Source organism: Hyalangium minutum, from assembly GCF_000737315.1.
GTDB classification, from domain to species: Bacteria; Myxococcota; Myxococcia; order Myxococcales; family Myxococcaceae; genus Hyalangium; species Hyalangium minutum.
Genome location: NZ_JMCB01000030.1, coordinates 1 through 26227, shown reverse-complemented (window position 1 = coordinate 26227; position 26227 = coordinate 1). Strand labels below are relative to the sequence as shown.

22 protein-coding genes and 1 tRNA gene are annotated in these 26227 nt (G+C 69.1%); 11 read left to right on the top strand and 12 right to left on the bottom strand.

Annotated features, from left to right (window positions below; translation table 11 throughout):
* Positions 1-5 precede the first annotated feature (5 nt).
* Entirely contained in the window at positions 6-5645 is a 5640-nt protein-coding gene (locus tag DB31_RS42325; protein ID WP_075306501.1) for a cupredoxin domain-containing protein, read from the bottom strand.
* A 178-nt stretch (positions 5646-5823) separates the two neighbouring features.
* Positions 5824-6624, bottom strand: coding sequence for an AAC(3) family N-acetyltransferase (locus DB31_RS42320; RefSeq protein WP_044199150.1), 801 nt, complete (start codon positions 6622-6624; stop codon positions 5824-5826).
* A 148-nt stretch (positions 6625-6772) separates the two neighbouring features.
* Here DB31_RS42320 and DB31_RS42315 point away from each other — a divergent pair, with 148 nt between their 5' ends.
* Positions 6773-9085 (top strand): Ig-like domain-containing protein, encoded by a 2313-nt coding sequence (locus tag DB31_RS42315; RefSeq protein ID WP_044199147.1) that lies wholly within the window; start codon positions 6773-6775, stop codon positions 9083-9085.
* 76 nt (positions 9086-9161) lie between these two features.
* Here the strand turns inward: DB31_RS42315 and DB31_RS42310 are convergent, their stop codons facing one another.
* Positions 9162-9503: a hypothetical protein gene (locus tag DB31_RS42310; protein ID WP_044199143.1), complete on the bottom strand. Its 342-nt coding sequence runs from the start codon at positions 9501-9503 to the stop codon at positions 9162-9164.
* 228 nt (positions 9504-9731) lie between these two features.
* Between DB31_RS42310 and DB31_RS49415 the strand changes: the two genes are divergently transcribed.
* From DB31_RS49415 to DB31_RS42290, 5 genes are all read left to right on the top strand, one after another.
* A tRNA-Arg gene (locus tag DB31_RS49415) sits at positions 9732-9894 on the top strand.
* Between the two features lie 143 nt (positions 9895-10037).
* A complete protein-coding gene (locus tag DB31_RS42305; RefSeq protein ID WP_044199141.1) occupies positions 10038-11843 on the top strand; it encodes a vWA domain-containing protein in 1806 nt (601 codons plus the stop codon).
* 16 nt (positions 11844-11859) lie between these two features.
* A complete protein-coding gene (locus tag DB31_RS42300) occupies positions 11860-12855 on the top strand; it encodes a hypothetical protein (RefSeq protein ID WP_044199138.1) in 996 nt (331 codons plus the stop codon).
* Positions 12856-12865: 10 nt separating this feature from the next.
* On the top strand, positions 12866-13258 hold the full coding sequence (locus DB31_RS42295) for a hypothetical protein (RefSeq protein WP_240487249.1): 393 nt from the start codon (positions 12866-12868) through the stop codon (positions 13256-13258).
* 11 nt (positions 13259-13269) lie between these two features.
* Positions 13270-13848 (top strand): HesA/MoeB/ThiF family protein, encoded by a 579-nt coding sequence (locus DB31_RS42290; RefSeq protein ID WP_044199131.1) that lies wholly within the window; start codon positions 13270-13272, stop codon positions 13846-13848.
* Here the strand turns inward: DB31_RS42290 and DB31_RS42285 are convergent.
* Positions 13820-14212, bottom strand: coding sequence for a response regulator (locus DB31_RS42285; RefSeq protein WP_052420685.1), 393 nt, complete (start codon positions 14210-14212; stop codon positions 13820-13822). The genes DB31_RS42290 and DB31_RS42285 overlap by 29 nt on opposite strands.
* A 125-nt stretch (positions 14213-14337) precedes the next feature.
* Here DB31_RS42285 and DB31_RS42280 point away from each other — a divergent pair, with 125 nt between their 5' ends.
* Complete coding sequence (locus DB31_RS42280; RefSeq protein WP_044199125.1) at positions 14338-14721, top strand: helix-turn-helix transcriptional regulator; 384 nt, start codon at positions 14338-14340, stop codon at positions 14719-14721.
* A 17-nt stretch (positions 14722-14738) separates the two neighbouring features.
* Here the strand turns inward: DB31_RS42280 and DB31_RS42275 are convergent, their stop codons facing one another.
* Entirely contained in the window at positions 14739-15953 is a 1215-nt protein-coding gene (locus DB31_RS42275) for a DUF790 family protein (protein WP_044199123.1), read from the bottom strand.
* Positions 15954-17327: a DEAD/DEAH box helicase family protein gene (locus tag DB31_RS42270; protein ID WP_044199121.1), complete on the bottom strand. Its 1374-nt coding sequence runs from the start codon at positions 17325-17327 to the stop codon at positions 15954-15956. It abuts the gene before it with no gap.
* Between the two features lie 170 nt (positions 17328-17497).
* Here DB31_RS42270 and DB31_RS42265 point away from each other — a divergent pair, with 170 nt between their 5' ends.
* Positions 17498-18841 carry a DNA recombination protein RmuC gene (locus DB31_RS42265; RefSeq protein ID WP_240487248.1) on the top strand — a complete coding sequence of 448 codons (1344 nt, stop codon included), beginning with the start codon at positions 17498-17500 and terminating at the stop codon, positions 18839-18841.
* Between the two features lie 47 nt (positions 18842-18888).
* A complete protein-coding gene (locus tag DB31_RS42260) occupies positions 18889-19305 on the top strand; it encodes a response regulator (RefSeq protein ID WP_044199118.1) in 417 nt (138 codons plus the stop codon).
* Between the two features lie 22 nt (positions 19306-19327).
* Here DB31_RS42260 and DB31_RS42255 read toward each other — a convergent pair whose 3' ends face one another.
* The 3 genes from DB31_RS42255 to DB31_RS51405 are packed head-to-tail and all read right to left on the bottom strand — an operon-like array spanning position 19328 to position 22484.
* Entirely contained in the window at positions 19328-20452 is a 1125-nt protein-coding gene (locus tag DB31_RS42255; RefSeq protein WP_044199116.1) for an Ig domain-containing protein, read from the bottom strand.
* Positions 20449-21204, bottom strand: a complete 756-nt coding sequence (locus DB31_RS42250; protein WP_240487254.1) for a hypothetical protein — start codon at positions 21202-21204, stop codon at positions 20449-20451. Before DB31_RS42250 ends, DB31_RS42255 begins: the two co-directional genes overlap by 4 nt.
* The gene (locus DB31_RS51405; protein WP_044199114.1) at positions 21204-22484 is read right to left on the bottom strand and encodes a caspase family protein; all 1281 of its coding nucleotides are present in this window, start codon (positions 22482-22484) and stop codon (positions 21204-21206) included. The genes DB31_RS42250 and DB31_RS51405 overlap by 1 nt, the downstream gene beginning before the upstream one ends.
* 127 nt (positions 22485-22611) lie before the next feature.
* Between DB31_RS51405 and DB31_RS42240 the strand changes: the two genes are divergently transcribed.
* A complete protein-coding gene (locus DB31_RS42240; protein WP_044199113.1) occupies positions 22612-23271 on the top strand; it encodes an RNA polymerase sigma factor in 660 nt (219 codons plus the stop codon).
* Positions 23268-24014 carry an anti-sigma factor family protein gene (locus DB31_RS42235; RefSeq protein ID WP_044199111.1) on the top strand — a complete coding sequence of 249 codons (747 nt, stop codon included), beginning with the start codon at positions 23268-23270 and terminating at the stop codon, positions 24012-24014. Before DB31_RS42240 ends, DB31_RS42235 begins: the two co-directional genes overlap by 4 nt.
* Positions 24015-24029: 15 nt before the next feature.
* On the opposite strand, the gene DB31_RS42230 is transcribed toward DB31_RS42235, so the two are convergent.
* From DB31_RS42230 to DB31_RS42220, 3 genes are all read right to left on the bottom strand, one after another.
* The gene (locus DB31_RS42230; protein ID WP_044199109.1) at positions 24030-24644 is read right to left on the bottom strand and encodes an outer membrane beta-barrel protein; all 615 of its coding nucleotides are present in this window, start codon (positions 24642-24644) and stop codon (positions 24030-24032) included.
* On the bottom strand, positions 24641-25399 hold the full coding sequence (locus tag DB31_RS42225) for a hypothetical protein (RefSeq protein ID WP_044199107.1): 759 nt from the start codon (positions 25397-25399) through the stop codon (positions 24641-24643). Before DB31_RS42225 ends, DB31_RS42230 begins: the two co-directional genes overlap by 4 nt.
* A 72-nt stretch (positions 25400-25471) precedes the next feature.
* Positions 25472-25945, bottom strand: coding sequence for a hypothetical protein (locus DB31_RS42220; protein WP_044199103.1), 474 nt, complete (start codon positions 25943-25945; stop codon positions 25472-25474).
* Positions 25946-26227: the final 282 nt, after the last annotated feature.

The following is a 26227-nucleotide window of genomic DNA, read 5'->3' as shown; positions in this document are numbered from 1 at the left end:
AAGACTCACTCCACGCGCAGCAGGCCCCACTCGCCGGAGATGTTGCCCAGGCTCCCGTAGTCCCGGAACAGGTAGTCCCCGGACACCTCGTTCGCGCCACCGGCGCTCGGCAGGAACACCTCGAAGTGGGTCGAGGGCTGCACGCTCTCCTGTCCGCCCACATAGAAGCCCACGGGGTTGAGGCCCAGCGCTCGCGAGGGGACCTCGGTGGGGGTGCACTTGCCCGGGAGCCCCAGGTCCGCCGAGCCCGGACACACATACGGGTCCCGCTGCCACAGGTGGCCGTGCAACTTGAAGGTGGTGCCTCGGAACGAGCCGTGGGGTTCGAGCAGACGCAGGCGCGTCTGCCGGCCCGCCTTCACGGTGAACACGGGCGTAACGGGATCTCCCCCCACCAGGCCGTTGCTGTAGGCCATGAAGGCGTTGGGCACGGCGCCGTAGCCTCCAGGGACGTTGCCGAACGGGGCGTTCGGCCGCAGACCGAAGCGGAACCACATCGGCTCGGTGCCATAGTTGAGGGCCATCTGCCCCGCGTCCTGGTTGTCCTCGGCGACGATCCCCTCGGCTTGCACGTTCTCCACCGCCGTGCCGTCCGCGTAGCGGTGGCTCATCTGCTTCTGGTGCACCACGGCGAAGTCCCGGAAGAGGGTTTTGTCCGGCCGGCCATCCTGGTTCGTGTCGGGGCCTACACTGGCCGCGGAGCGCCGGTTCGCGTCCTCGGTCCACGCCGTGCCCAGGGGCTCGATGACCAGCGCGCCCACCAGCGACTTCTGGCCCTGCTTGATCTTGTCGGCGGGGACCAGGTTGGAGCCGCCGAACTCGATGGGCGTGACGACGAGCTGGACGCTGCTGGTGTTGTTGCGCGCTCTCTTGCGGATGTCTCCCGCGTACCAGCGGTAGAGCCTCGAGCCGCCGGGGGGCACGAGCTGCTGCGGGTTGATGCCGACGTTGGTGCCATCCGCCGTGGTGACATCGTACGCCACGAGCTGGGGATGCAGCCCCACCCAGCTCGATGCCCGGATGAGGTTGTTGTTGAAGGTGGTCACCCCCTGCGGGTTCTGCCGGTCGCGGTTCACCACGCCGATGAGGCTGGTGAGGTTGGCCAGGTCGGGGTTGTCGTCGAAGAAGCCGTTGCGGTTGAGATCCCCCGGCAGCCGGTTGCGCAGGGTGATCTCCAGGCACTCGCCCGCGGCCGCGCGCAGCACCAGGGGCTCGATGGGAACTCCGGGCCGGAGCTTGCCGTTGGCACCCAAGTCCGCCGTGCGCACGTAGAGCAGGGCGGTAGGATCATGGAGCGGGCCTGACTTGCCGTTGTCCAGCGCGGTACGCCGGGGGTTGTAGACGAGCGTGCCGCCCCTGGGGTTGACCGGCGCTCCAACATGCTGGGTGGCCGAGTCATCCCCGGGTACCAGCGTGACGCCCAGCGGATTGCCGAGCGCGGTATTGGCCAGCACCGCCGTGACATCATAGGTGCGCACGGGCGCGGCGTGCGGACAGGTGCCGCTGTTGTCGGTGTAGAAATCGTCGGCGTTGCCGTGCCGCACCGGCGTGCGGTTGTTGGGCAGGCGGAACAAGTCCGTCCGCGAGGAGTTGTATGTGCGCAGCAGGCCCCAGACGCCGGTCCACCACCCGTCCTGGCTGGTGTTCATGTCGTAGGCGAGGTCCACCCGCTCGCCGGGCCGGCCGAGCCAGGGCAGCGAGGGTATCTCGAAGGTGAACTGCTCGGAGATGCCGAGGGCCTGGGCATTGCGCCAGCCGGAGTTGGGTGCGGCGCCAAAGCTGGAGCCTCCCTGCAGCCACTTCACGCCGTGGACGGTCGCGTTGAACTCCTCCTCGTGCGCGCCGGCCTGGATCTTCACCCGCACCCTGTCTCCTGCGAAGGAGCGCACCAGCGGGGTGAAGGGATCTCCCGCGCCGATATCCCTCGTGAGCGCCGGATAGGGCGTGTCGCCGAGCGCCGTGTTGAGCTCGGGGATGGCGCGGTCCGTGCGCGTCTGCAGCGCATAGGCCAGGTCTCCTCCCAGCCCCGAGGCCTGTGTGCCCCGCTGCCCGTCCGGCCCACGCTTGTTCGGATCGTAGACGCGCAGCGCGACGGGCTCGTTGCGGTAGTTGACCACGAACATGCCGGGGTCATCGGCCGAGATGGCCTGCGGGCACGGCCGGGGCACGCCGCCGGGACAGATGGCCGCGTTCACATACAGGTCTGGGAACACGGGGTTGACCTGCTGCCGGTGGGGAGGGGCGATCGCGTTGCGGAAGGTCGTCGCGGTGGGGCCCAGCCCCGGAGAGGGTCTGCCATCCGGGCCGGCTCCCACGAAGACGCCCTCCTCGTAGGCATGCTGGAAGTCCGCGGGCATCAAGAAGAACTCGCGGTAGCTGTCGTTGATGCCGTCCCCGTTCAGATCGCCTGTGAGGATGGCGGCCTGCCAGCTCGTGGGGCCTCCATCGTTCCGCGTCCCAAGGACCACTCCCGTCTCGCTGTGCACCCAGGTGGAGTCTGGGGGCTCTGTGAGCACCGTGGCGTAGAGGCCCACCTGCTGATGGGTGGAGGGGCCGAAGTGATCATGCGTGAAGATGTTGCCGAGCCCGCGGTGGGTGCCCTCCACGTTGACCACGGGATCGAAGAACCAGCGCTGCAGGGTGATGCGCGCGCCCAGCCAGGCACCACCGGGGCCTGCGCCGAAGAAGGGGTGGGGCAGGGCGGTGAGAGTGAGTTGCCCGTCCAGCGTGGGCACCGGGGTGACGCCCGGCGTGGAGTTGAACGCGTTGATGGCCGTGATTCGCTCGCGCACTGCGTCCGGTGACAGGGTGCCATCCTCATAGTTCCAGCCGTTGGCGGCGCCGTCGGTGGAGGGCAGGTCCCACTTGGGCAGGTGGATGTGCTGCCCGATGACGTCGGTGGGCGTGCGCACCTGGTAGTCGTCCAGCTCGTACCTCGCGGGGACGAGGTTGGTGTGCAGGTACTTGCCGCAGTCGAAGGTGTTGAACCGGAGGACGAAGGGCTCGGGGGGCCGTTGCTTGTTGAGGGTGGGCTGCACGTCCTCCCAGAGGCTGAGGATGCGCTCCTGTGAGAAGTGGTAGCCCACCTTGTTGAACACCACGTCGAGCTGGATGTTGGCGGCCTTGTAGACGCGCGGGTTGGCGATGCCGAACCGCACAGGGCCGGTGGTGCTCAGGCCTCCGGAGCCATCGAAGAAGCGCGGAGGCACGCCCGCGCGTACCGGGTTGCCCGCGTCATCCCGGCATGGCTCGAAGTACGGGGCGCTGGGGGAGGGAGGCAGGCCATTGCTGGCGAAGGTGCCGGCCATCGGGGTGCCGTTGCGCAGCAGCGTCGTGCTCGGGTGCGAGGGCGTCGCGTGGAAGCGCATGGCCGTCTGCTCCACGTCTGTTCCCTGCTCGGGGAGGTACACGGGCCGGGCCTTCACGAGCTCCTTGTTGAAGTCCAGGCGGCTCACGACGGAGAGGGCCTCGCCGCCCGCGGCCACGCCCTCCAGCGTGTGCCGGGGCAGCCCTCCGTTGAAGCCTCCCGCTCCAGTCACCAGGTCCGTCCGCCCCGCGAACAGCGGGTTGGTGCCGGCCTGGAGCGCTGCGGCCTCCGCCTCGGTGAGCATGTCCAGGGGAGGCGTGGGCGGACGTTGGCCCACGGTGTTCTCGATGCCGCCGATGAAGAACGGATAGCCGGGGTTGATGGCGCGCTGGACGACGCGCGCGTTGCTGCCCACCGGCACGGGCGCTCCTGGGCTGAGCGGGTGGAAAACGGAGGCCGTGGTGGTGTTCGGGTTGGGCACCACCTCGACCTTTCCGGGCATGGGCGCCATGGGCCTGCCGGGCAGCGGCACCACTGCGGGAATGGGCGTGCCGGCGACGATCTCTCCATCCGGCAGGGCGCGGCTGGAGGCGGCGGGCGTTCCGTCCTGCAAGCCGAAGGGCGCGGTGTGGAAGCCCGAGCCGCTCGCGGCCAGCTTCGTGCCCGCCTCGAACGTGTCGTGGACGCGCAGCAGCGCCCACATGCCCTGGGCGAAGTGAGGATAGAAGTGACAGTGGAAGATGGCGTCGCCCGCGGTGTGGTTGCGGTTGCCCGCGCCCCCGAAGACGAGCTCGTATGTGTAGCCCGAGCCTGGCCCGATGCCCTGCGCATCGATGTAGTTGGAGTTGTCGTCGTTGGGGTTGAACAGCCACTGGTGGTTGTGCAGGTGGAAGACGTGCTGCTCCTTGCCCACGTGCACGTTGCGCATCTTCACGAAGTCCCGGGTGTAACTGTGGAAGACGTTGCTGGGATCGTCCGGGTAGAAGGCCTTGGTGGCCTTGGGCCCGGTGGTCCCGGGCGGCGGCGTGGCACCCGGCGGCAGGGCCTCCAGCCCCAGGTTGGCCGGCACGTCCACCAGCATGGCCGGATCCCCCACCGTGAAGGAGCTCAGGAAGAACTCCTCGTAGGCGCAGTCCAGGCAGTCATGCATGGGCCCCACGGACAGGCGGTTGGCGATGATCTCCGAGCCGATGCCTCCCGAGCCGTAGTTGATCATGAAGGCGTCCCGCACGCCCTGCAGCGTGAAGCGGAAGACAGGATCCAGGAAGAAGCCCTGGAAGGCGTTGGCCGCGGAGGCCTCGTCATGGAAGAGGGCGGTGTTTTCGCGGAAGGCCTCCAGGCGGTTGGGCAGGCTGGGGTTGCGCTTGCCCACGCTCTCCAGTGGATAGGTGTTCGGTGGGAAGGAGCCATCCGGCTTGGGCCCCACGATGATCGCGGCGATATCCGTGTGGACCAGCTCTTTGCCCCACAGCATGTTGAGGATGGGCAGGCCACTCTTGCCCTCCCTCAGCCAGGGCTCTTTGTTGGGGTAGACCGCCTCGTAGTTGATCACCGGCTGACCGGTGGGGCTCGTTCCGGTGGTGGCCAGGCGCAGCTCCTCCTCCGTGACCTGGCTGCGGTAGAAGTTGGCGCCTGGGGGCTCCACGTTGATGGCCGCGAACATGCCGTTTCCGCTGTTGCCAGCGCCCGCCTCGCCTCCGAAGGTGGCCCCGTCGCTCGTCACCAGAAACGTGCCCTCCTTGGGGGCCAGCAGCGTATAGACGGCGGTCTGGCCCGGGCGCACCAGGCTGTTGCCGTTGGTGCCAACGAAGGAGCTGTCGCTGGCGATGCTGCCGACCAGCTGCAGGCCTGGCACGGTGAAGCCCGCCACGCGGCTGGCCACCTGATCATCGATGGGAATCCGGAAGGGCAGGAGATTGAAGATGTTGGGTGTGTCCCGGGGGTTGGCCACGGGCGTGAGCAGGTTGGTGAGGCGCACCCGCAGGCAGTCTCCCGCGGCGGCGCGCAGCACCAGCGGCCGGGGCCGCTTGTCCGGACGCAGGATCACCTCTCCCGGCACGGGCGCGCCTCCCTGCGTCAGCGGCCGGCCCGTTTTCATGTTGATGACGTCCCGGGTCAGCGCGTAGACGATGCCGTTGACGTTCTGGGCACCCAGCCGGTTGAACATCAGCGGCTGGTCCAGCACCACCACGTTGGCGGAGAGGGTCCGGGCGCACGTGCCATGAGTGGGCTCCGGAGCATCAGGAACGGGTGAATCCTCCTGCTCCTGCATGGGCACCACCGCGCCCACGGCCAGGAGGATCAACACCCCTGCGATCCACGGAATCGTTCTCTTCACGGCACCCCCCCACGAGAGCCAGGTTCAACACCCTGGCGTTCATCCAGCGACGCCGCGTACGTGCCCTGGATGTAGAGGAGTCGTGTAAAGGGTTTCCGGCTCGGAAATAATGGTCTACCGGGGCTGGGGGAGTGTCAGGTGGGCTGCGGTTCTGCTGCACCACCGGCACGAGCGCCCGTCAGCCCCTCACGCTCGCCCGGGCCACGCCGCACTCCTCGCAGCCCGTCTCTACGGGATGGAGGAACACGAGCGGATCCGTCGCCAGGTGCTTGACGGCGATGCGTACCAGGTCCTGCGCGCGCGCCAGCCGAGCCTGTGCGTGGCCGACCCGTCCTTCCGATTGGAGGCCCGCGGCTTGCAGCCACGCGTCCATCTTCGAGAAACCCTCGCAGCAGTGATCATTTTCCAGATAGTCGATCCGGATCGGCTTCCCGTCCTGGAGCACCGTGTAATGGTGGGGAACGCGATAGGGCGCGCCGCCCATGAGCTCGGCCAGGTGCAGCATCGTGTTGCTGTCATGGCCCACGCCGAGCAACAGCACCTGTCCGTCCAAATCATGCACGACGCTGATCGGACTTCCCGGCGCGGAGGGGGGCAGCTTGAGCGGCGCGTTGACGATCTCGGCCGCTCTCGGCCCGACGGCCGCGAAGCCGTCGAAATGGTGAAGGCCTCGGAGGACTCCGGGCTGACGCCAGAACAGCTCGGGGACGATGCCCAAGTCGTCCCGCACGGGCGTGGTTCGGGGATCAAATGGCTCGTCGTCGTTGCCGCTGCCCGACGGCAGGACCAGCGTTCCGTCTGGCCCCAGTGCCTCTCGCAGGGCAGAGATCAACCCAAGAGGCCCGCCCTCCACCGGCCGCACCGCTCGGAAGGACGTGTGCACCACCAGAACGCCGCCCTCACGGACTCCCAGTGCGCGGAGCTGCTCAGTGACGTGGGCTCTGCTGAGCTCTGGCCGCGCCTTCGCGTTGGCTGACATCCTTCCCTCCTATAACAGGCGCTGTTCCTCGCCGTGCATTCCACTCCTGGCCCATTGGTGGAGTGTGGCTGCAATAGGAGTGTCGCTTTGACGACGGGCCCCGGAGCCGAAATACTCCCGCCCTCCCTTTCTTAGGAGTCCAACGACAATGCACCGTCCCATTTTGCGCGTGGGCCTTGCCCTCGCCATAGCCCTGGGGGTCGTCGCTGCGTGCGGCGGCGAAACGCCGGAACCCCAGGCGCCCGAGTTCCTCATCTCCGCCAATCCCCGGCAGATCAATGATCAGGGGCAGATCTCCCAGATCGATGTCACCGCGAAGAACGCGGATGGCACGGCGGGTACGGGCACGGTGGTCCTGAAGGCCACGGCTGGCGTGTTCACCTCGGGGGCCACCGAGGAGACCCTGCCCCTGGCGGCGGGTAAGGCCTCCACCGGCTTCCTCTGCAACAAGGGGGCGGATGCCAAGTGCGCGGGCAACGTGCGCATCGACGGCACGTGGGGCACCGAGGTCACCAGCGTGACGTTGACGGTCGGCTCGGGCACGCCTCCTCGGGATGGTGGCACGGATGGCGGGACCACTCCCAAGCCGGACGGCGGCACTCCGGACGGTGGCGGTGGCACCACGGGCACCTACACCACCGTCGTCACGACGACCAAGCCTCTCCTGGTGGCGAACACGGGCGACACCACCGTGGTCACCGCCACGGTGACCCGCACCGCGGGTGGCGCCCCGGAGGCCAACGCCTCGGTGACCTTCAACACCACGCTGGGCTCGTTCACCCCCGCGCAGGGCACCCAGACTGCCACGGCGACCACGGACTCCACAGGCAAGGCCCAGGTGTCCATCTATGTGGCCAACACGCCGCCGGGCACGGCGCGCATCACCGCCACCTATGGGGACGGCACCGGCATCAAGGACCTGCCCTTCTCGGCCATCTCCTCCATCGTGTACGTGACCGGCTCCGCCAAGGCCCTGCTGGGCCTCGACAGCTCCGGCCGTGAGACGACCACGCCGGTCAACTTCAAGATCACCAACTCCGCGCAGCAGCCTGTCCCGGGCGTGGAGGTGAGCTTCGAGGTGTCTGGCGCGGCCGGCGCGTCCGTCACGCCGACCGCCGTCAGCGACAACAATGGTGTCGTCTCCACCACGCTGCGCTCGGGCAACTCCGTGGGCGTGGCCATCGTCAAGGCCACGGTCACCGCCACGCGGGGCTCGACGCCCGAGGTCTCCGCCAACCACCCGGGCACGCCCATCGTGGGCGGCAAGCCGTCGGACACGGGCCTGTCGGTGGACTGCACCCTCAAGAACCTGGGCGCGCTCCACGCACTGCCTCCGCCTCGTGTGGTGAACACCCAGTGCAAGGCCAAGCTGGTGGATCGCTTCAGCAACCCGGTCGGTCTGGCCACCCCCGTCCAGTGGTACGCCGAGGCGGGCTCCATCAACAGCCCGGTGGACTCCAGGCCCCAGCAGGGCACCACGCCCTCCGCCGACACGGGCGATGCCGTCACCACCTTCAGCACCAACGGCGCTTTCCCTCCCTACGCCGTCACGCCGCTGACCACCTCCAACCCGTCCGAGATGTACCAAGGTGACCCGACCGACCCGAACGGCCGCAACCCGCGCGACATGACGGTGACGGTGATCGCCGTGGTGGCCGGTGAGGAGGAGTTCGTGGACGGCTCCGGCAGTGGCCCGACCGCGGGGCAGACCAACGGCCGCTGGGATCCGGGCGAGTGGTTCACCGACCTGGGCGAGCCGCTGGTGGATCGCAATGACAACGGCGTCTGGGATCCGGGCGAGTCCTTCATCGACACCGAGCGCGTGGACTGCTCCAACCCCAACGCTCCCCCGGCGAAGAACAACCGGTGGGACGGCCCCAACGGGTGCTGGGACAACAACACGCAGATCTGGCGCTCGATCCACATCGTCTACAGCGGTCCGCTCTACACGGGAGCGGGGATGGCGTCGGAGCGGTACCTCGTCTACACCCCGCCGGACCAGCCGTACTCCGTGCCCGCGGGAGGCATTGTCGACGTGAGCGTTCGCTGGGCGGACGCGTACTACAACCGGATGTCTCCGGACAGCGCCAGCTTCGGCGTGACGAAGACGGGCACCCGTGGCCAGGTGTCTGTGACCAGCGACGCGAACGCGTTTGCCTACGGTGGCTTCACCATCAACTACGTGAAGCGCGAGGGCACCACCCAGCCGGATGGCACCGTCCGGCTGGGAGCCCTGTGCGACACAGGTAAGCCCACGCCGCCGAACTCTTCCACCTCGCCGGCGGCCACCCGGTGCGTGCGGTCGGCGGAGTTCAACTTCCTGCCGGGCGGCCAAATCGCCAACGTCCGGCTCACGGGAGGGTCCGGTGTTGGTGGCCCCGTCACCTCCACCGTGGAGTTGAAGGCCAACCACGGCTTCTCCACCTCGCCCGTGGTTCAGTTCCAGGCCATCTACGAGTAGCGGCTGAGCGAGCCTGAAGTCTCGAGCCACCGCGCCTGTCTGGGCGGTGGCTCTCTTCATTTCGGCCGCGGGCGCTCTACTCGATGATGGCCTCGAGCTCGAACACGCCCGTGCCTTCCGCTCCGTGCACGGTCCCGCGCGCCACCAGTCCTCCGGAGGTGGCCGCCCGGCTGATGACGCCCCGCCGATCTGCCTCCAGCATCGAAGCAGGGAAGTGGATCTCGCTGATTCGCACGCCCTTCTCCGAACCCTCCGGGGTGGCGAGCAGAGAAGGGCACGGTGCCGTGACGCAGCGAACGCCGCTGTCCGAGATGCGGTAGGTGCCCGGATTCGAGGACTGGCCCGTCACGTCGGACCCGAGCATTCCTCCGCAGGCCGTGGCGCTGAACATCAGGAAGAGAAGCAGGCTCTTTCGCATACCGCTCCTGGCTGCAAGGCCCATTCCCGCGAGGGCCACATGGAAGCTCGCGGGTTTGGAGTCGCGGCCGCCTCAGAAATCCGAGGAGGAATGGCCAAAAAAATCCCCTGTCAGGGGGGCCGCGCCGCCGCGTCCTTCGAGGTATCGGTAAACGGTTTTGAAGCGCCCGGCCGGAGAGGCCATACAAGCCCTTATGTTGGTTCGACTCCAACTCCCGTCACCATATGACGGGATAGCCTAATGGACAGGCACTCGACTTCGACTCGAGACGTCAACGGCTTCCCCACTCGGGCGTTTCAATTTTTCTCTGACGAATTCGCGTCCGGCCGAAGAGGCCATACAAGCACTTGGGAACCTGAAGCCGCCGGTTCGAATCCGGCTCTCCCGACCATCGGGAGATAGCTCAGTGGTTAGAGCGCGGGTCTAAAAACAAGGCTTCTTCACTCGGGCGCATACTTCTTCCACTCCGCAGCGGCAGAAAGGGTCGCGCGCCAGGCCGTGTTTCGGGGAGACTGCCCGCTCGGAGGGACTCCCATGAACACCCCGCGCAACCCGCCGCTGCTCCCGGAGGCCCAGCTGGGCCCCGCCGAGAAGCTGCTCGACCTGGTTCTGAGCGCCTCGGCCCACTTGTGGCACAACCGCCCCGGCCTCAATGTCCGCAACGTCTGGCAGCCCGCTCCTCGCGGCCGGAACGCGGCGGTCCCCGCCAACGCCGCGCGTGTTCCTCCTGGCCTCTTCGTCCCGGCCGCTGTGAACCTCTACCGGCGCTTGCTGGAGATCTACCAGCTCAACCAGGACCTGATGGCGCACTTCGCCTCGTACGCGCTGACTCAGACCGAGTGGCGCGACCTCAAGGTGGCGTGTGCCGCGCTCATGCTGGTGCAGAGCCGCTCGGGCCAGCCCGTGCGCGAGGACGATGGCTCGGTGGCCTTCCTCGACGATGACTTCCGCTCCATCGGCGAGGCGATGCTCCTGCACTACGAGAAGAAGTCCACGCGCATGCTCACCCCCAAGGGCGTGCTCCGCGTGGCCGAGCTGCTGGAGACGCCGGAGATCGCCGCGCTCAATCGCCGCGCGGGCTTTTCGGATCCCGGCTCGAAGAAGCCGCCGCTCGGACGCTGGAAGCGCGCTGCCACCAAGTGGCTGGCGCTCCGCGAGAGGAACCCCGCCATGCTCGAGGGCCTGGTGAAGGCGGGCTTCAAGGAGACCATCAAGAAGATCGCTCGCAAGGCGGGCTACAAGCCCGAGTCCCAGGCGTTCTTCGAGGTTCTCGGCTGGAAGCAGAAGCAGGCCGCGAGCGGGCACCGGAAGGTGGGCCTCACGGGACTGAAGCTGGAGAAGCGCGAGCGCTTCGACGGGCTCTCCGAGGCGGAGATCTGCGAGGCCATCGAGACGCAGAAGCTCACCTATAAGGAGGTGGTCGGCCGGCTGCCGAAGGATGTGGGGCTTACGCCCGCCATCATGGTGACGCTGTTGCCCTCGCTGTCGGATCGGGACCTGCGGCTGATGACGCCCACCCTGGAGGAACTGGGGCTCATGGCCGAGCCTGAGATCCGTGCCCGCTGGGAGAAGGCCGTCGCCGAGTCCACCGATCAGCGCGCGCTGAACGTGGCGAAGAACGTCCGCAACAAGGAGCTGCGCGACAAGCTGGAGGAGGCCGCCGACAATGCCGCTCGCAAGGCCGTCTCCGAGGCCACGAGCGAGGCGGACGTGCGCGTCATGTTCCTCATCGACAAGTCCGGCTCCATGGAGGGTGCCATCGAGCAGTCCAAGGAGGCCCTCACGCGCATCCTCGCGGGCTTCCCGATGGACAAGCTCCACATCGCCACCTTCGACACGGTGGGCACGGTGCTCCGGCCCAAGGCGCCGTCGCGCACCGCCGTTCAGCACATGCTCAAGGACATCAAGGCCAGCGGTGGCACCATGCACGCCGCCGCCGTGCGCGCCCTGCACCAGTCCGGTGTCGCCTTTCCCCCCACCGCCCGGCTGATTGTCATCGTCGTGGGCGATGAGGCGGGCGAGGCCGGAGACCAGTTCGCTCGCGCGTTCCGCGAGTGCGGCTACGCCGTGTCGGCCATGGCGATGCTCGTCTCGGTGTCGCACGCGCGGGGCAGCACCGTGAAGAGCGGCGCCAATCAGCTCAAGGTGCCCTTCAGCGAGGTCTCCGTCGACAGCTTCAATGACCCCTACCAGGTACCTCGGGTGCTCAAGGCGCTCATGGATGCGCCGGTGTCCGCGGGCACCGTGGCGCAGTCCGGCTGGGTCGAGCGGGTGATGCGCACGCCGCTGCTTCAGCTCACGCCTTCGGGAGTCGTCTCCAAGAAGAGCGCTACGGCGTAAGCAGGAGGAGACGGGCGTGGACTACCGGAAGTTCCTGGGCAAGGAGGAGGAGCGCGTGCTGCCGTACCTCGGCGGTGCGTTTCTCCATGCCGCGGAGCGGCGGCTGCGGCTCAGCACTGAGCCCGCCGCCCCAGGTTGGTACACCTTCCGCATCAAGGGCCGCGACGCCACTCCCGTGGGGCCCGCAGAGCCTGAGGCCCTGGATCAGTGCCCTGCCGTGCGAGGGCACCTCGTGGGCGAGCGGCTCGTGCGCGATGGGGCCATGGCCGAGCGCGTCCACTTTCTCCCCGCCGAGGAGCCTCCCCGGCTGTCCCCCGTCAAGGCTCGGCGCTGGCACTCCGGAGAGCTGTTGTTCGAGTCGCTCGAGTTCGAGAGCGAGGCCGAGGAGTCCGTGCGGCGTGCGCTCGAGGACGATATGAATCTGGCCCAGGTCAAGGCCGTGCCCGCCACCCTGCGCGCGGCGTTCGCCTACTCCGTGATGGAGGCGGCGGCCCGTCGGCTCGGAATCCCGGCCGCTGCCGCGGAACTGCGGCCCCACGTGGCCCAGGTCGCCGAGTTCGGGCGCCCCGAGGCCGAGCGTGCCTTGCGTGCGCTCGCCGCTGAGCGCGCATTGGCCCAGCGCGAGATGATGGAGCTGAACCGCCGCCGCCAGGTCGTTGAGATGGCCCAGCGCGCCGTCGAGGCGCAGCAGCTCGCTGTCCCTGAGGCTCGGCAGGGGAGGGGGCGGGTTCGCCAGGAGGATGCGATCGCTCGCGCCGAGCTGGCGCTGGAGGCCGCGGGTGCCCGGATGCGCACCGCCCGCGCCCTGGGCGACGGCAACCTGGAGGTCATCTTCACCTTCAAGGACGAGCGCTTCATCTCCGTGGTGAACATGCGGACCCTTCAGGTGATCGACTCCGGCATCTGCCTCGGCCACCCGCCGCGTGACGATCTCGTGACGCTCGAGAGCCTCCCGTCCGTCATCAAGGAGGCGATCGATACCGATCGCCTCGTCATCCTGCGGCATGCGTGAGGGCACTCCCATGCGACGTGAGGTGCTTTTCCTCATCGATGGCGAAGGGCGGATCCTCTGGAGCGATGCTTCCGCGAGCCCCGTAGCACTCCCGGACTCCCGGGCTCGCTGGGAGGCCATCTGGGGCCTCCGCGCCCAGCTCGCGGAGATTGCCCACAGCCACCCTGTGGGGCCGCTGGCCTTCTCCCAGGAGGACGAGACCACCATGGAGGCGCTCATCCAGGCGCTCGGCAAGCGGCCCCGGTTCTCCGTGGTCGCTCCGGACGGCATGCTCGTCAGGGACCGGGAGGGGCAGGAGTCACGGGCTGCCGAAGAGCCTTGGTGGACCCAGTTGCTCCGGCTCGCCTCGGGCATGACCGAGGGCGCTGGAGCTGAACCGTTACCCGAGCTGCCACCCGGCTGAGGAGAGCCACCATGCGTATCGTCTTCTGTGGAGTGGGCGCGCTGGGCTCGACCGCCGCCATCTTCTGCCGCAACCTCAACGCCACGCTCTGCTTCGTCGACTTCGACCGCGTCGAGTCGAAGAACGTCCTGGCTCAGGCCTACGTGAAGCAGTCCATCGGCAAGAACAAGGCCGAGGCCCTCAAGCTCCAGTTCCAGAACTTCTACGGCGTGAAGGCCGAGTCCTTTGGCGTCAAGCTCGTGGCCGACAACGTCGAGGCCCTTTGCGGCTCGGCGGACCTGCTCGTGGACTGCTTCGACAACAAGGCCAGCCGTGAGCTGCTCTCGGGCTTCGCTCGCAAGGCGGGCAAGCCGCTCGTGCACGCGGCTGTCTCCGGCGATGGCACCTTCGGCATCGTTCGCTGGGACGAGCGCTTCGCTCCCGACGCCGAGGACCAGCCCGGTCAGGCCACCTGCGAGGGCGGCGAGCACCTGCCGCTCATCGGTCTGCTCGGCACCACCCTGGCCCGCGCCATCCAGGACTTCCTCAAGTCCGGGATGAAGCGCGATGCCATGGTGAGCCTCAATGCCGTGACGCCCACCGCGAGCTGAGTTCCGGCGGGCAGAGCGCGCTCAGCACCGCCTCCAGTCGCCCGGGCGCCGCGCCCTTCTCCACCAGCGCGATGCCCCGGGCGCTGCGCAGCTGTCTCGGTGGGCGTGACGTGTGCAGCACGCACGCCACCTGCGGGAACAGCACCTGGATGCGCTCCAGCAGGCTCAGCCCATCCCCCTCGGGCAGGGTGTAGCCGCTCACCACCACCTCGGGCTCGTGGACCCAGACCAGCGTCAGGGCCTCCTCCGCGTTCCGCGCGAAGTGCTTGGGACCTGGCAGGTCCCTGCTCGCGCGCCGCAGCGCCGCCAGCCAGCACGGGTCTTGATCCACGAAGAGGAAAGACGCCCTCTCATACCGAGCCATACCCAAGACACCTCCATGAGCCATGTGACCTGCTTGGTTGCCTCAAACCAAGCCTACCCGGGGAGTTCTTGGAAGCCAACCCTGCAAGTCATATCGACATAGGCGAACCCGTTGGGTTAACGAACATGGAAAAGACCCTCGCATCCAGGCTCGGAGGGGCAGCACGCCTCGCCCGACAGCGCCTCAATCTCACGCAGGCCGACGTCGCCGAGCGCATTGGCATTGCGAGCGAAGTCTACGGCCGGCTGGAGCGCGGCCACATGCTGCCCAGCATCCAGACCTTCCGCCGCCTCTGCGTCGTCCTCTCTATCTCCGCGGACGAGGCGCTGGGCCTCAAGCCCTCGGGCGACCTGAAGTGGGTGGCCGAGCCGCCCTCGGACCACGGCGAACCCGCCGAGCTGCGCCGGCTCATGCGCCGCGCTCGCCAGCTGGACCGCACCTCCATCCGGTTGCTGAGCGTCCTGGCGTCGAACTTCCGCCCAGGCCGGGGCGGCAACAACGGCACCTGACCCGCGCTGGGTCTCGCTCAGGTACCCGCGGGCGCCGGCTCCTCGATGAGCCGGGCCAGGCGGTCCAGCAGCCTCCGTGCGGAGGGGAAGCCGTTGAAGAGCACCACCTGAGGGTGGGCTTCCAGTGCCGCGCGCTCCTCGCCCTTGGCCAGGGCCCGGTCCACTCCGAGGAGCAGCCCGGCGTCAGGCCGAGAGCGTAGCTCGCCGAGTCTTCGTGCCAGCGCTCCCGCGTGCCACGCGTGGAAGAGCTCCAGCGCCACTTCGCGCCGCGTCTCCTTGTGGCGGAAGGTCAGGTCCGGCACGCACAGTCCCGAGGCTCCCATGTGGCGCGGCAGTGGGGTGAGGTCCACCTCCCACGCCGCGTCTTCGAAGCCCTGGGCCAGGGTGGCCACCTCCTCGGGGATGTGGCCGAGCGCCGTGGGCAGCGGGGAGACCAGCGGGTCCCGGTGGTCCAGCACCAGCACGGCCCGGCGCCGGGCGTGGGCCTCCACCTCGGCTGTCAGCTCCCAGCGCTCCAGCACCGGCACCACCGAGAGGAAGCTCGCCAGTTGCAGCCCGTACTTCTTCTGCAGCGAGAGCAGCGCTCCCGGGCCCTCTACCTCCAGCGCCCAGTCCTCTCCGTCCCGCCGCACCTCCGCTACCAAGCGGCAGAACTTCAGCCACCGCAGCAGCTTTCGGACTCGGAGCAGCTCCGGCGAGCGCGCTCGCAGGGTGAGGCGTCTTGCTCCCATCAGCGGGCCTTGCGCGAGCGCCAAGTTGTAGCGGTCCAACACTCCGGCTGGGGTGAGTGCCTCCCAGCCCAGCAGCCTCCGGTTGCCGGGCAGGTCGATGTAGAGCGCCTCGCGCACCTCGGGGAGAGGGGCGGGCAGGGCCTCCGCGAGCCGGGACTCGTAGGTCTCCAGCGTCGCATCGGGAGGCAGCTCCCGCAGCACCTGAGAGGCCCGCTGGAATCGCTCCCAGCGGGCCTCCGCTACGCCCTCTGCGGCCTCGTCGAAAAGAGCCCGATCCAGCAGCAGCTTCACCAGACCTTTGGCGATGCGAGGCCTCGAGAAGGCTCCAGCTCGCAGGGAGAGTGCTTCCTCGATGTCATCCCGCGTCTGTCCCTTGCCACCGTCCAGCTCTGCGATCAGCTCCTGGGCGATGGCCAGCAGCTCCGGATCGTCCCGCTTGATGAACGAAGGGCGCAGCCGTCCCTCCCGGACCCGGAACAGGAGCAAGTCCCTCGTCAGCACTTACGGGCCCTCCTGATAGGCGCTGTGCTGACGCCGCCGCTCACTGATGCCGCTCTCCGCCGTCTGCGCCGAGCACACCTCGTACAGCAGCGCGCGCTTCCCCGGCCGCTGCCGGAGGATGCGCCCCAGCCGCTGCACGTGCTCGCGCACGCTCCCGCTGCCGCTGAGGATGACCCCCACCCGCGCGTCCGGCACGTCCACGCCCTCGTTCAGCACCTTCGAGGTGAGCAGCACCGGCAGCTCTCCGCTCGCGAACGCCGCCAGCAGCGTCTTCCGCTCAGGCACTGGCGTGTGGTGCGTGATGACCGGCAGCAGCAGGCGCCGCGCCAGCGCGTACACCGTCTCGTTGTCCTCCGTGAAGACCAGCACCCGGTCCCCCCGGTGCTCCACGAGGATGCGCCACAGCACGTCCACCTTGGCGCTCGACGTCAGCGCGATGCGCTTCTGCTCGCGATAGCCCCGGTATGCCGCGCGCCCTTCCTCGCTGCGCTGGCTCTGTGCCAGGAATCGCGCCCAGCCCTCCGGGGCCGACAGCGAGATGCCGTTCTTCCGAAGGAAGCCCACGTATCGCGCCCGCGCCTCGTCGTAGCGCGCCTTCTCCTCGGGAGGCAGCTGCACCTCGATGCGCCGCACCTCGTACGGTGCCAGGTAGCGGCCCTGCAGCTCGCGGATCTCCGCCCGGTACACCCGAGGCCCCAGGAGTTCTTCGGCGATGCGCTCGCCCCCGTCCGTGCGCTCCAGCGTCGCCGACAGCCCCAGCCGGTACGGCGCCAGCGAGCCCTCCGCGATGAAGCGGTAGCTGGGGGCAGGGAGGTGGTGGCACTCGTCGCAGATGAGCAGCCCGAAGCAGTTGCCGTGGAACTCCGTCTGCTGCGTCGCCGAGTCATACGTCGTCACCGTCACCGGCCGCCGGTCATTCACCCCGCCTCCGAGCAGCCCCACCTCCACCCCGAGATGCTTGCTCAGCACCATCTGCCACTGCGCCATCAGATCCAGCGTGGGCACCACCACCAGCGTGGGCCGCTGGATGTGAGCAATCGCCAGCACCGCCAGCAGCGTCTTGCCCGCCCCCGTCGGCAGCTCCACCAGCCCCCGGCCCTTGGCCTGCGTCCACGCCTCCAGCGCCTCACGCTGGTGCGGGAAGGGCTCAATCGGCACCTTCAGCTCCAGCGACAGCGGCTCGAAGCGCTTGGCCCGGTCCTCGTACGGCTCTTTCAACTCTCGGAGCCGCAGCACCACCTCGCGGTAGCGCCAGGCCTCCGTCCGGTACACCCCCGTACGGGCGTCTTTCTGGAAGAGCGCCCGCAACCGGGCATCATCCGGGAGTGTGGGCGCGACCAGTGTGCCGCAGTCGAAGTGGAGCTCTGTCGCCATCCGTACAACCTGGTGAGTAGCCTTTTCCTCGTCCTCGCGCCACAGCGCTCTCGCGGTCCTGGCTCCCTATGGCCCTCGTTCTCTCCCTTGCTCTGCTGACCCTGGGGTGTCTCCTCGGTGCCGGTCTGACGTGGCTGCTCCTCCAGGGACGCCTCCAACATGCGACCCGGTTGGTTCAGGCTGAAGGGGAGACCGAGCGCGCCACCCTCGCCGAGCGTCTTCGAGGCCGTGAGGCCGAAGCGGGAGAGCTGCGCCGCGCTCTAGATGCCGAGCGCCTGCGTGCCCGTCAGCTTCAGGAGGCCCGTGCCGAGCTGGAGGTCCGCCTGTCCTCGCACATGGCGGCCACCCATGAGGAGCGCCGCGCCATGGAGGAGAAGCTGGAGTTGCTCACCCACGCCCGGGATGAGCTCGCCCAGTCCTTCAAGGCGCTCTCCGCCGATGCGCTGCGCATGAACAGCCAGGCCTTCCTCGAGCTCGCTCAGCTTCAGCTCTCCCGCTTCCAGGAGGGCGCCCGCGCGGACCTCACCCATCGCGAGCGCTCCATCGAACAGCTCGTGAAGCCCCTGCGCGAGTCCCTCGAGAAAGTGGACGCTCAGGTGGGCCACCTGGAGCAGGCGCGGGCCCAGGCCTATGGCAGCCTCGCGCAGCAGCTCCAGGCGCTCGCCTCCACCCAGGAGTCCCTGCGCGCCGAGACGGCCAGCCTCGTGGGCGCCCTGCGCGCTCCGACCGTGCGCGGCCGCTGGGGAGAGATTCAGCTCCGGCGCGTCGTAGAGATGGCCGGCATGGTGGAGTGCTGTGATTTCGTCCAGCAGGAGACCGTCACCAGCGAGCGCGGGCGACTGCGGCCCGACCTCGTGGTGCGCCTGCCCGGCAGCAAGAGCGTGGTGGTGGACTCCAAGGCCCCGCTCCAGGCGTACCTCGAGGCCATGGACGCCAAGGACGAGGGCACTCGCGTGGCCAAGCTGCGCGAGCATGCCGCGCAGACCCGCGCCCACCTCAAGGCCCTGGGCGACAAGGCCTACTGGGAGCAGTTCCCCTCCGCCCCCGAGTTCGTCGTCATGTTCCTGCCCGGCGAGACGTTCTTCAGCGCCGCCCTCGAGCAAGACCCGGCCCTCATCGAGGCGGGCGTCGATCGGCAGGTCATCCTCGCCACTCCGACCACCCTCATTGCCCTGCTGCGCGCGGTGGCCTATGGCTGGCGCCAGGAGAACGTGGCTCGCAATGCCCAGGAGATTCGCGACCTGGGGCGCACGCTCTATGATCGGATCCGGACGCTCGCCAAGCACTTCGGGGAGCTCGGCCGCAACCTGGACAAGGCCGTGGACGCTTACAACACCACGGTCGGCTCCCTGGAGGTGCGGGTGCTGCCCGGTGCCCGCCGGTTCAAGGAGTTGGGCGCTGCGGCGGGCGAGGACCTCCCAGCCCTCCCCACGCTCCATGTGGGGACTCGCAGCCTGCGTGCCCCCGAGCTGGACCCTCTCCTCGCCGAGCAGGCAGGACTGCCCGAAAGCTGACCCGAGGGCTTGCCCGGAGGCAGAGGCTGCGGTTACCTGCTTGGAAGATGCGTCACGTCCTCATCGTCAGCCCGCACCGCGCCTCGCGCGAGCTGCTCCTGCGTTTCCTCGCCGAGCCGGAGGTGCAGATCCGCGCGGCCGAAGATGCCGACGCCGCGCTCTCATCTATCGCCTCCAAGCCTCCCGCCGTCGTCGTCGTCGACCTGCGCCGCCCTGACGAGGACCACCCCCTGTTCCTCGCCCTGCTGCGCAAGCGCCACCCCGCCCAGCCGGTCATCGCGCTCGTGCCGGGCAGCCTGCGCGTGTTCGATGGCTCCAAGGAGCGCGTGCGCGACATGCGCGACGTCCAGCCCGAGTCCGCCGAGGGCCTCCACCACCTCCTCTATGCGCTCAAGGAGTCCGTGGAGGAGGTGCTCACCCAGCACCTGCTGCGCGTCTTCCGTCCTCCCGTGGGCCAGGCCTGAGCCGCGCGCGGGGCCGCGGGGCTCAGTAGACCCTCATCGTGAAGGACTTCTCCAGGTTGGTCAGCAGTCCATCCGACACGAGGATGGTGAAGGTGTAGGAGGTTCCCGCGGTGGCGCTGGGCGTCCCCGAGAGCAGCCCCGTCTGGGTGTTGAGCCCGATGCCCGGCGGCAGCGTGCCTGCTTTGAGGCTCCAGGTCAGCGCGGAGCTGGGCATGAGCCTCAGCGCGTATTGGTAGGGCGTACCCTTGCGCGCAGCGGGCACTGACTTGGTCGAGATCACCGTCCCGAGCAGGGGGGCGCTGGTGATGGTGGCCTCTAACTGCTCCTCTGCGGTCTGCGGCTCCTCCGGATCCGAGTCTGTCACGCGCACCCGGAAGCTGTAGTTGCCCGTGGTGTTGGGCGCGCCCTGCACGGTTCCGTCCAGCCCCAATGGGAGGGTGGAGGGGAGGTTGCCGCTCACGTACGTGAAGGCGTAGGGCGGGATGCCCCCGATGGCGGATACCTTCTCGGTGTAGAAGTTCCCCGTGTAGCCCTCCACGAGGGTCATCGGCCCGGCGATGAGCAGTTGAGGGCGGACGCGCAGGCTGTACTCCGCGTTCACGCGCGCTGGCGGGTCCGCCGAGTCCGAGGCCTCTACCTTCACGGGGGAGGTCCCTGGCGTGTTGAGCTGGCCGGAGAGTGTCCCCTCGTTGAGTGCGAGTCCCTGTGGCAGTGGCTGCGTGGCGCGGAACATATAAGGAGGCGTGCCTCCCTCCGCCTGCAGCTCCACCGAGTAGGGCGTGTTCTCGACCGCGAGCGCGAGCTTCTGGGTGAGCAGTGAGAAGGGCGGGCCTGCGTCGACGCCTGCATCGGTTCCACCATCCGACCCCCCATCCACGCCCCCGTCCGTGCCTCCATCCACGCCCCCATCTTCCTCCGGGCCCGCGTCCGTGCCCGCATCCGGGGGTTCGGGGGGAAGGCAGCGGGACTCCTCGCTGCAGTCGGGCAGGCAGAGATGCTTCTCCGCCAAGCACGTGAAGCCCGTGGGGCAGCTGCCGTCCTCGGCGCAGGGCTCGAAGCGGGAGAGATCCGGGTTGAAGCTGCAGGCGAAGACGAGCCCCACCGCGCACCCGAGCGCTGCGCCCAGCTGGAGCCACCGCGCGTTCATGGCAGCTCCCAGACGAGGAGCAGCGCGCCCCCTGCCCCCAGCAGGGCTCCCGCGCCCAGCAGGCCGTTGGCGGCGAGGCTCTGCCGCTCGCCCTTGCGCAGCCCGTCCGCGAAGCAGCGGCGGAGGTCGTCGCCCTCGCCCACGCAGCCGCCCGTGCCCGTGGAGAATCGCTTCTCCGTCGAATTGGCCGCCAGCCCGAAGCCCACGCCCGCCGCGAGCGCGGCGGCTCCCGTGCCCAAGAGCACCAGGGGCAGGGGCTTCAGCGTCTTCTCCACCTCGGTCCGCTGAGAGGGAGGTCCCCGGCCTTGCCATAACGAGCCGAAGGCCTTCGCCGCAGCCTCCTCGGCACCCACTTCCAGCGTGGGCACGGAGAAGGTGCTCCGGGATTCATGCCCGTCCGCCCTCACCAGCGTCAGTGCCACGGTCCGCTGGCCTCCCAGCCCGAGCACCCGCCCATGCAGGAGCCACTTCGTGCCGTAAGCCTTGAGCTCCTCCACCCGGCACGCATCATCCGCGCACGCACGATGCTTGCCGGCCAGCGCGCGCAGCCGCTCCACCGTGTCCTTTCGAGGTTCCAGGCAGATGCCCGGCGTCCTCGCCACGGCCCGGCGGACCACGTCCTCCGTCTGGCGGCTCTCGGCGCGCGGCAGCGCCACCGGATCGAACGGCACGAGCACCAGGCGATCGCCCACGCACACGGCTCCCGCAGGCGCGGCGCCCAGGCTCAGCATGAGCGCGAGTGGCAGGAGCATCACGGCGAGAGGTCAGGACCTTCGTCCATGACGACCGGGGGCATGCCCTGGCTCGCCACGTAGCCGCTGTAGAAGCTGGGACCGAATGCCACGCCGAACAGCTTGTCCCGGAAGGCCTCCTCCACCGCGCCCCGGCTGGCCACCGTCGAGCTGCTCCAAGCCAGCCCTCCCGCATCCACCAGCGCCCCCGCCCGGTCCATCTTCAGGCGCGCCTCGCGGCCCTCCGTGCGCAGGTAATAGCCCCGGTCCGGAGGCAGGGCCAGCACCAGCGGGCGCTCGCGCTCCTTGTGGAAGTCCGCCACGCGGACGCCTCGCGTGTCCTCCACCCACATACGTCCGCTGAGCCCCTCGGGCACCAGCAGGTAGCCCAGCCCGCTGTTGCGGCCCAGGTCGCTCAGCGCCGCGCTTCGATCCAGCGGAGGCGGCCGCGCGAAGATGTCCAGCTTGCCGCGCACGTCCTGCACGCCCTGGCTCGCGGCGGCGATGAAGGCCGTCAGCTCCGAGTACTCCACCCGCCCGTCCCGGTTCACGTCCGCCGCCCCCGCCAGCGCCGAGCGCACCTGGTGGCTGAAGACGCCCGCGGAGATCGTGCTCCACTCGTGGCTCTCGCGAGCGCTCGAGGTGGACAGCACCACGCCCACCTGCGGGTAGCGATCCAGCTCGCGCGAGGCCAGGTGCTGCGTCACCGCCGCCGTCTGCGCCGGGCCGATGGGCAGCGCCCCGCGCGCGTTCACGAAGAAGTACGAGTCGCACGCATCCACGATGAGGTGGATAAAGCTGGCGGGGCTCGGGGTGATGACCTGGGCGTAGAGATCGCTCCGGTTGAAGGGCCCATCCAGCAGGCTCACCATGCCCTCGCCCGCGGGCCCGCGCTGCCCGTGGCCCGTGAAGATGAAGTAGAGCACCGGCGCCTTCCCGGCCTTCCGGTCCTCCGCCATCTCCGCGTTGAGCCGCGCCAGGGACTCCTTCAGCCGCGCGCGGGTGGGCGGCTGGGTGCGGGCGGCCAGACCGGGGTGGCGCGCCTGCGTCTCCTCGTCCAGCACGCTCAGCAGCACCGTGTCCCGGGCTTGGGGCGCGAACAGCTCGTAGTAGCGCGCCCCATCATCGTCCGCATAACGCAGCGCGGCTTGCTTCGGATCCAGGCTGGCGTTGTTGGCGATGATGAGCGCGTAGGAGACCCGCTCGGGCTCCGCAGCCAGGGCAGGCCACGAGGCGGCGAGCCCCAGCAGGAGCAGCGGGAAGCCGAGAGAGAAACCGAAGGGAGAGCGGGGCGAAGGCATGGGGGGCCAGGCACGCACGGCGCGAAATTGAACAGCAGCGTGCCATTTTAATGCGAGGCGATCCACTCGGCCTGGCTCTCGACAAGGGAGAGTGACGGCGGCTGAACGCCGCTGCTATGTGGCGTGAATGGCGTGGGAGTGGGACCCAGAGCGATTGCGGCGCTTCCGGGACGGCGCACCGGAGGTGTTGGGAGAGGTGTATCGCGCGCACGCCGAGCCCCTGGCTCGCGCGCTGCGTTCGATCGCCTTCCGTGGGCGCGGCTTCGCCCACCTTCAAGGTGCGCTCGAGGTGGAGAACACGGTGCTGGAGACCTTCGCGCGCGCCTTCGAACCCCGGACACGCCTGGCGTACGACGGGGTGCGCCCTTATGCCCAGTTCCTCATGGGCATTGCGCGCAACGTGGTGCTCGAGCAGTCCCGCACGCGTGAGGTGGTGGCCGGGCTGGGGCCGCAGGACGAGGGCTCCACGGTGGATTGGGAGCTGGGCGCCGCGAGCAGCGGCGGTGAGAGCCTGGAGCAGCAGCTCGAGGACCAGGAGATGGAGGCGCTCCTGGCGAGCTTCAAGGAGGGTCTGTCTCCCGAGGAGCGCCAGCTGTTCGAGCTGCGCTTCACCGAGGGACTGGCTCAGGAGAGCGCGGCCGAGCGCGTGGGCCTCACGCGCATTCAGGTGCGGCGGCGCGAGAAGGGACTCAAGCAGCGGCTGCTCGACTTCCTGCAGTCCCGCGGCTACCTGCAGAACATTCAGGCGAAGGGGTGGGGGTTCTTGAAGGGGAGGGGCGAGGCATGACGTGCACGAATTCGGAGATGAAGGCCGCGCTGCGGCAGCTGTTCCTCGGTGAGCTGAAGCCCGAGGCCCACGCCCTGCTGCGTGAGCACGCGAAGACCTGCGCCGAGTGCCGGGACGGCTACGAGCGGCTCTCGCGCGTGGAGTCCGCGCTGGAGAAGCGGGTGCTGCCCCAGGGCCGCGAGGCGCTGCTCGAGGCGCAGCTCATGGCGCGTGTCCGGGCCTCGGAGAAGGCGGCCGCTCCCGAGCGCCGCTCGGTGTGGGACTGGTGGAAGGTGGTGCTCCCGGCCGCGGCGATGGCGGCGGTGGCCCTGCTGGTGGTCGTCCCTCGCGGTCAGCGCACGGGGCCCGCCGAGGGTGAGTGGCAGGCACGCAAGGGCTCGACGGAGAGCGCGTACGGCGTGCGTGCGTTCTGCGTGTCCTCGGAGGGGCAGGTGAAGGGCGAGGCTCTGCCGGGTGGCAAGCTGGCGTGCCCGGAGGGCGCGTCCGTGCAGTTCAGCTACACGGCGCCCCGGGGTGCACGGCTCTCGGTGGCGGCGAAGTCCTCCTCGGGCGAGGTGCTCCAGTTCTTCCCGAGCGAGGGCGCGCCTGCTCCGGTGACGCCGGGCGTGGATGTGCCGCTCGCGTACAGCACGCCGGTGCAAGGCGGCTGGCTCTCCGCGCCGATGGAGGTCCAGGCCCGCTTCACGGACGACAAGGGCCAGGTGCTGGGCGAGACGCAGGTGACGCTCACCCCGGCGAAGTAGTCCTCGCCTCCGGGCTCACAGCCGCAGGCGGTAACCCAAGCTCCCGAGGAAGCCCCCGGCATTCACCGAGCCCGTGGTGAGGAAGCTCACTCTGGTGAAGTGGTAATGCGCTTCCAGGAAGAGGCCTCCCGGTCCCAGGTGCAGCTCGGCGCCTCCGAGGAACTGGAAGCCCAGGGTGCCCTCCTTCTCCTCGATGGTGGCGCCAAAGCCCTGCGTGGTGGCTCGGTGCAGGTAGAGCCCCGGGCCTGCGCCCGCGTACGGAGTCACCGAGCCCCACGCACCCTCGAAGCGGTACACCGCCGAGAGCATCAGGGCCAGCTCGCGCTCGGTGAGCCGGTACTCCTGCTCGCCCAGCGTGAGCCGGGGATCGTCGAGCGTCCCGGACGTCTTCGGCTGGTGGAAGCTGCCCTCCAACACGATGGCCAGCCGCCGCTGCAGCAGCGGGGTGATGTAGCCCACCTCGAGACCGAAGTACGGAGCGCCCCCGAGCGAGGCGGTGCTCTGGAAGAAGCCGGCCTTCGGGGCCAGCACGATGCTGTCACCCTCGGAGGCCTCCTCCACTGGAGCCGCCGGAGCCGGAGCCGGGGCCTGAGTGAGGGCGAGGAGCGCGAGGACGGAGAGAGCAGTCATGGGTAGCTGACCGTGAGCGCGTTGGGCAGCGTGAACGAGCAGCCCTCGGGGTTGGTGATGGAGAGGGAGTACGTGCCCGCGGGCGTGCCGGGGACGAGCTCCGTGGAGAGCCGCGTGGGCGAGTCCACCGAGAGGATGAAGATCTCCAGCGGCTCGGCGCCCTCGCGCAGCAGCTGCATGGCGGGGAACGTGTCCGTCCGGAAGCCCGTGCCCTCGACGACGAGCGGGGTGATGTCATCGGCCTGGAAGCCCTGCGGCGCCGTCACCCGCGTCACCTGCGGAGGCGGGACCATGACGAGCAGATCCGCCAGCTCGTGCGTGCCTCCAGCGAGGTTTTTCACCTCCAACGCATAGCTGCCCTCGGGCAGCTCCGCCCCAGGGCTGGAGTCCCGCGTGGGGATGTCCAGGAACATCCGCTCGGAGTCCCGGTACGAGACGCGGGACGGATCCAGCGTCAGCGTGACGGGGCCCTTCAGGGTGATCTCCGGCAGGCCCAGCGTGGCTTCACCGGTGAGCACGTCCTCGGGGATGGGCGTGAAGCGCTCGCCCAGCAGGTTGATGCACCAGCCGCGCGCGGCTTCCGCCGTCTTGCAGTTGAGCTCCGGCGCGGGGGCTTTCTGCGCGTTGCACACGCGCGCGGGGTTGGTGAAGGGCTGGCGCGGGTTGACGGTGCCGATCAGCTTCGGCGTGGGGCCCTCGGTGCTGGGAGAGCACGCGGCGAGCACGAGCAGGGATGCGAGGAGCGGGAGTCTCAAAGGGATCCTCTTCTGATGCGGCGGGCCGGGGGGCGGCGAGCTTGGCACACGGCAGTGCGAGGGCGTACGGCGTCAGTGCAGGAAGGCCCGGTCCGCGGAGGGCTCCTCCCGCTTGTCCACCTTGAGGGGCACCAGCTGGTCCAACATCTTCGGGTCCACGAGCGTGCCCGAGGTGGGGAAGTCCAGGCCCGCCGCCGTCCACTCGGGGACGAAGAGGATGGGCTCGGCCGTGCCGTTGTAGCCGAGCTGGACCAGCAGCTCCTCCTCGAACGTCCGGCAGTTCTTCTCGCAGCACGTGAAGGCCGAGCGGACGCGGTAGAGGCCCTCGGCCAGGAGCGGCTCCAGGTGCTCGGCCCACTGCGGATCCGGCAGGGTGGTGCCGTGCGAGTGCCAGCGGGCGCGGTTCACGCTCCAGCCGCTGGGCAAGTACAGGCCGGGGCCGGGCTCGCCGTGGTTGTGGAAGTACACGAGGCGTCCCTCGGGGATGCTGGTGCCGAGGGCGCGCCGGGTCCGATAGAGCCCGCAAGGGGGGAGGGGCGACGACATGGTGGCTGTGTTCTAGCCCGCTCGGCAGACGGTGCGACGTCTCCTCTTTTCAGGGCCCTGGAGGGTGGCTGAAGTTTTTCCAGGCCCCGGCCGGAATGGGCACCCTGTCCTGCAGGGCGATTTGGCGTAACTCCTTGAAATCACAGAGAGGCAGTGCGGGCCCGAGGGTCGGCACGGGGGATGCTAAGGACAAAGGCGTGGGCAGTAAGCGGGACGGGGCAGGACGGGTGGTGCAGGGCGGCGGGGCGGTGGTGGGTGGGGCGGGACGGGGCAGGACGGGGC

Coding starts and splice junctions, on each gene's coding strand:
- DB31_RS42320 (WP_044199150.1), bottom strand. CDS start 6,624: ATGTCAGCCAACGCGAAGGCGCGGCCAGAGCTCAGCAGAGCCCACGTC.
- DB31_RS42315 (WP_044199147.1), top strand. CDS start 6,773: ATGCACCGTCCCATTTTGCGCGTGGGCCTTGCCCTCGCCATAGCCCTG.
- DB31_RS42310 (WP_044199143.1), bottom strand. CDS start 9,503: ATGCGAAAGAGCCTGCTTCTCTTCCTGATGTTCAGCGCCACGGCCTGC.
- DB31_RS42305 (WP_044199141.1), top strand. CDS start 10,038: ATGAACACCCCGCGCAACCCGCCGCTGCTCCCGGAGGCCCAGCTGGGC.
- DB31_RS42295 (WP_240487249.1), top strand. CDS start 12,866: ATGCGACGTGAGGTGCTTTTCCTCATCGATGGCGAAGGGCGGATCCTC.
- DB31_RS42290 (WP_044199131.1), top strand. CDS start 13,270: ATGCGTATCGTCTTCTGTGGAGTGGGCGCGCTGGGCTCGACCGCCGCC.
- DB31_RS42285 (WP_052420685.1), bottom strand. CDS start 14,212: ATGGCTCGGTATGAGAGGGCGTCTTTCCTCTTCGTGGATCAAGACCCG.
- DB31_RS42280 (WP_044199125.1), top strand. CDS start 14,338: ATGGAAAAGACCCTCGCATCCAGGCTCGGAGGGGCAGCACGCCTCGCC.
- DB31_RS42270 (WP_044199121.1), bottom strand. CDS start 17,327: ATGGCGACAGAGCTCCACTTCGACTGCGGCACACTGGTCGCGCCCACA.
- DB31_RS42260 (WP_044199118.1), top strand. CDS start 18,889: ATGCGTCACGTCCTCATCGTCAGCCCGCACCGCGCCTCGCGCGAGCTG.
- DB31_RS42255 (WP_044199116.1), bottom strand. CDS start 20,452: ATGAACGCGCGGTGGCTCCAGCTGGGCGCAGCGCTCGGGTGCGCGGTG.
- DB31_RS42250 (WP_240487254.1), bottom strand. CDS start 21,204: ATGCTCCTGCCACTCGCGCTCATGCTGAGCCTGGGCGCCGCGCCTGCG.
- DB31_RS51405 (WP_044199114.1), bottom strand. CDS start 22,484: ATGCCTTCGCCCCGCTCTCCCTTCGGTTTCTCTCTCGGCTTCCCGCTG.
- DB31_RS42240 (WP_044199113.1), top strand. CDS start 22,612: ATGGCGTGGGAGTGGGACCCAGAGCGATTGCGGCGCTTCCGGGACGGC.
- DB31_RS42235 (WP_044199111.1), top strand. CDS start 23,268: ATGACGTGCACGAATTCGGAGATGAAGGCCGCGCTGCGGCAGCTGTTC.
- DB31_RS42230 (WP_044199109.1), bottom strand. CDS start 24,644: ATGACTGCTCTCTCCGTCCTCGCGCTCCTCGCCCTCACTCAGGCCCCG.
- DB31_RS42220 (WP_044199103.1), bottom strand. CDS start 25,945: ATGTCGTCGCCCCTCCCCCCTTGCGGGCTCTATCGGACCCGGCGCGCC.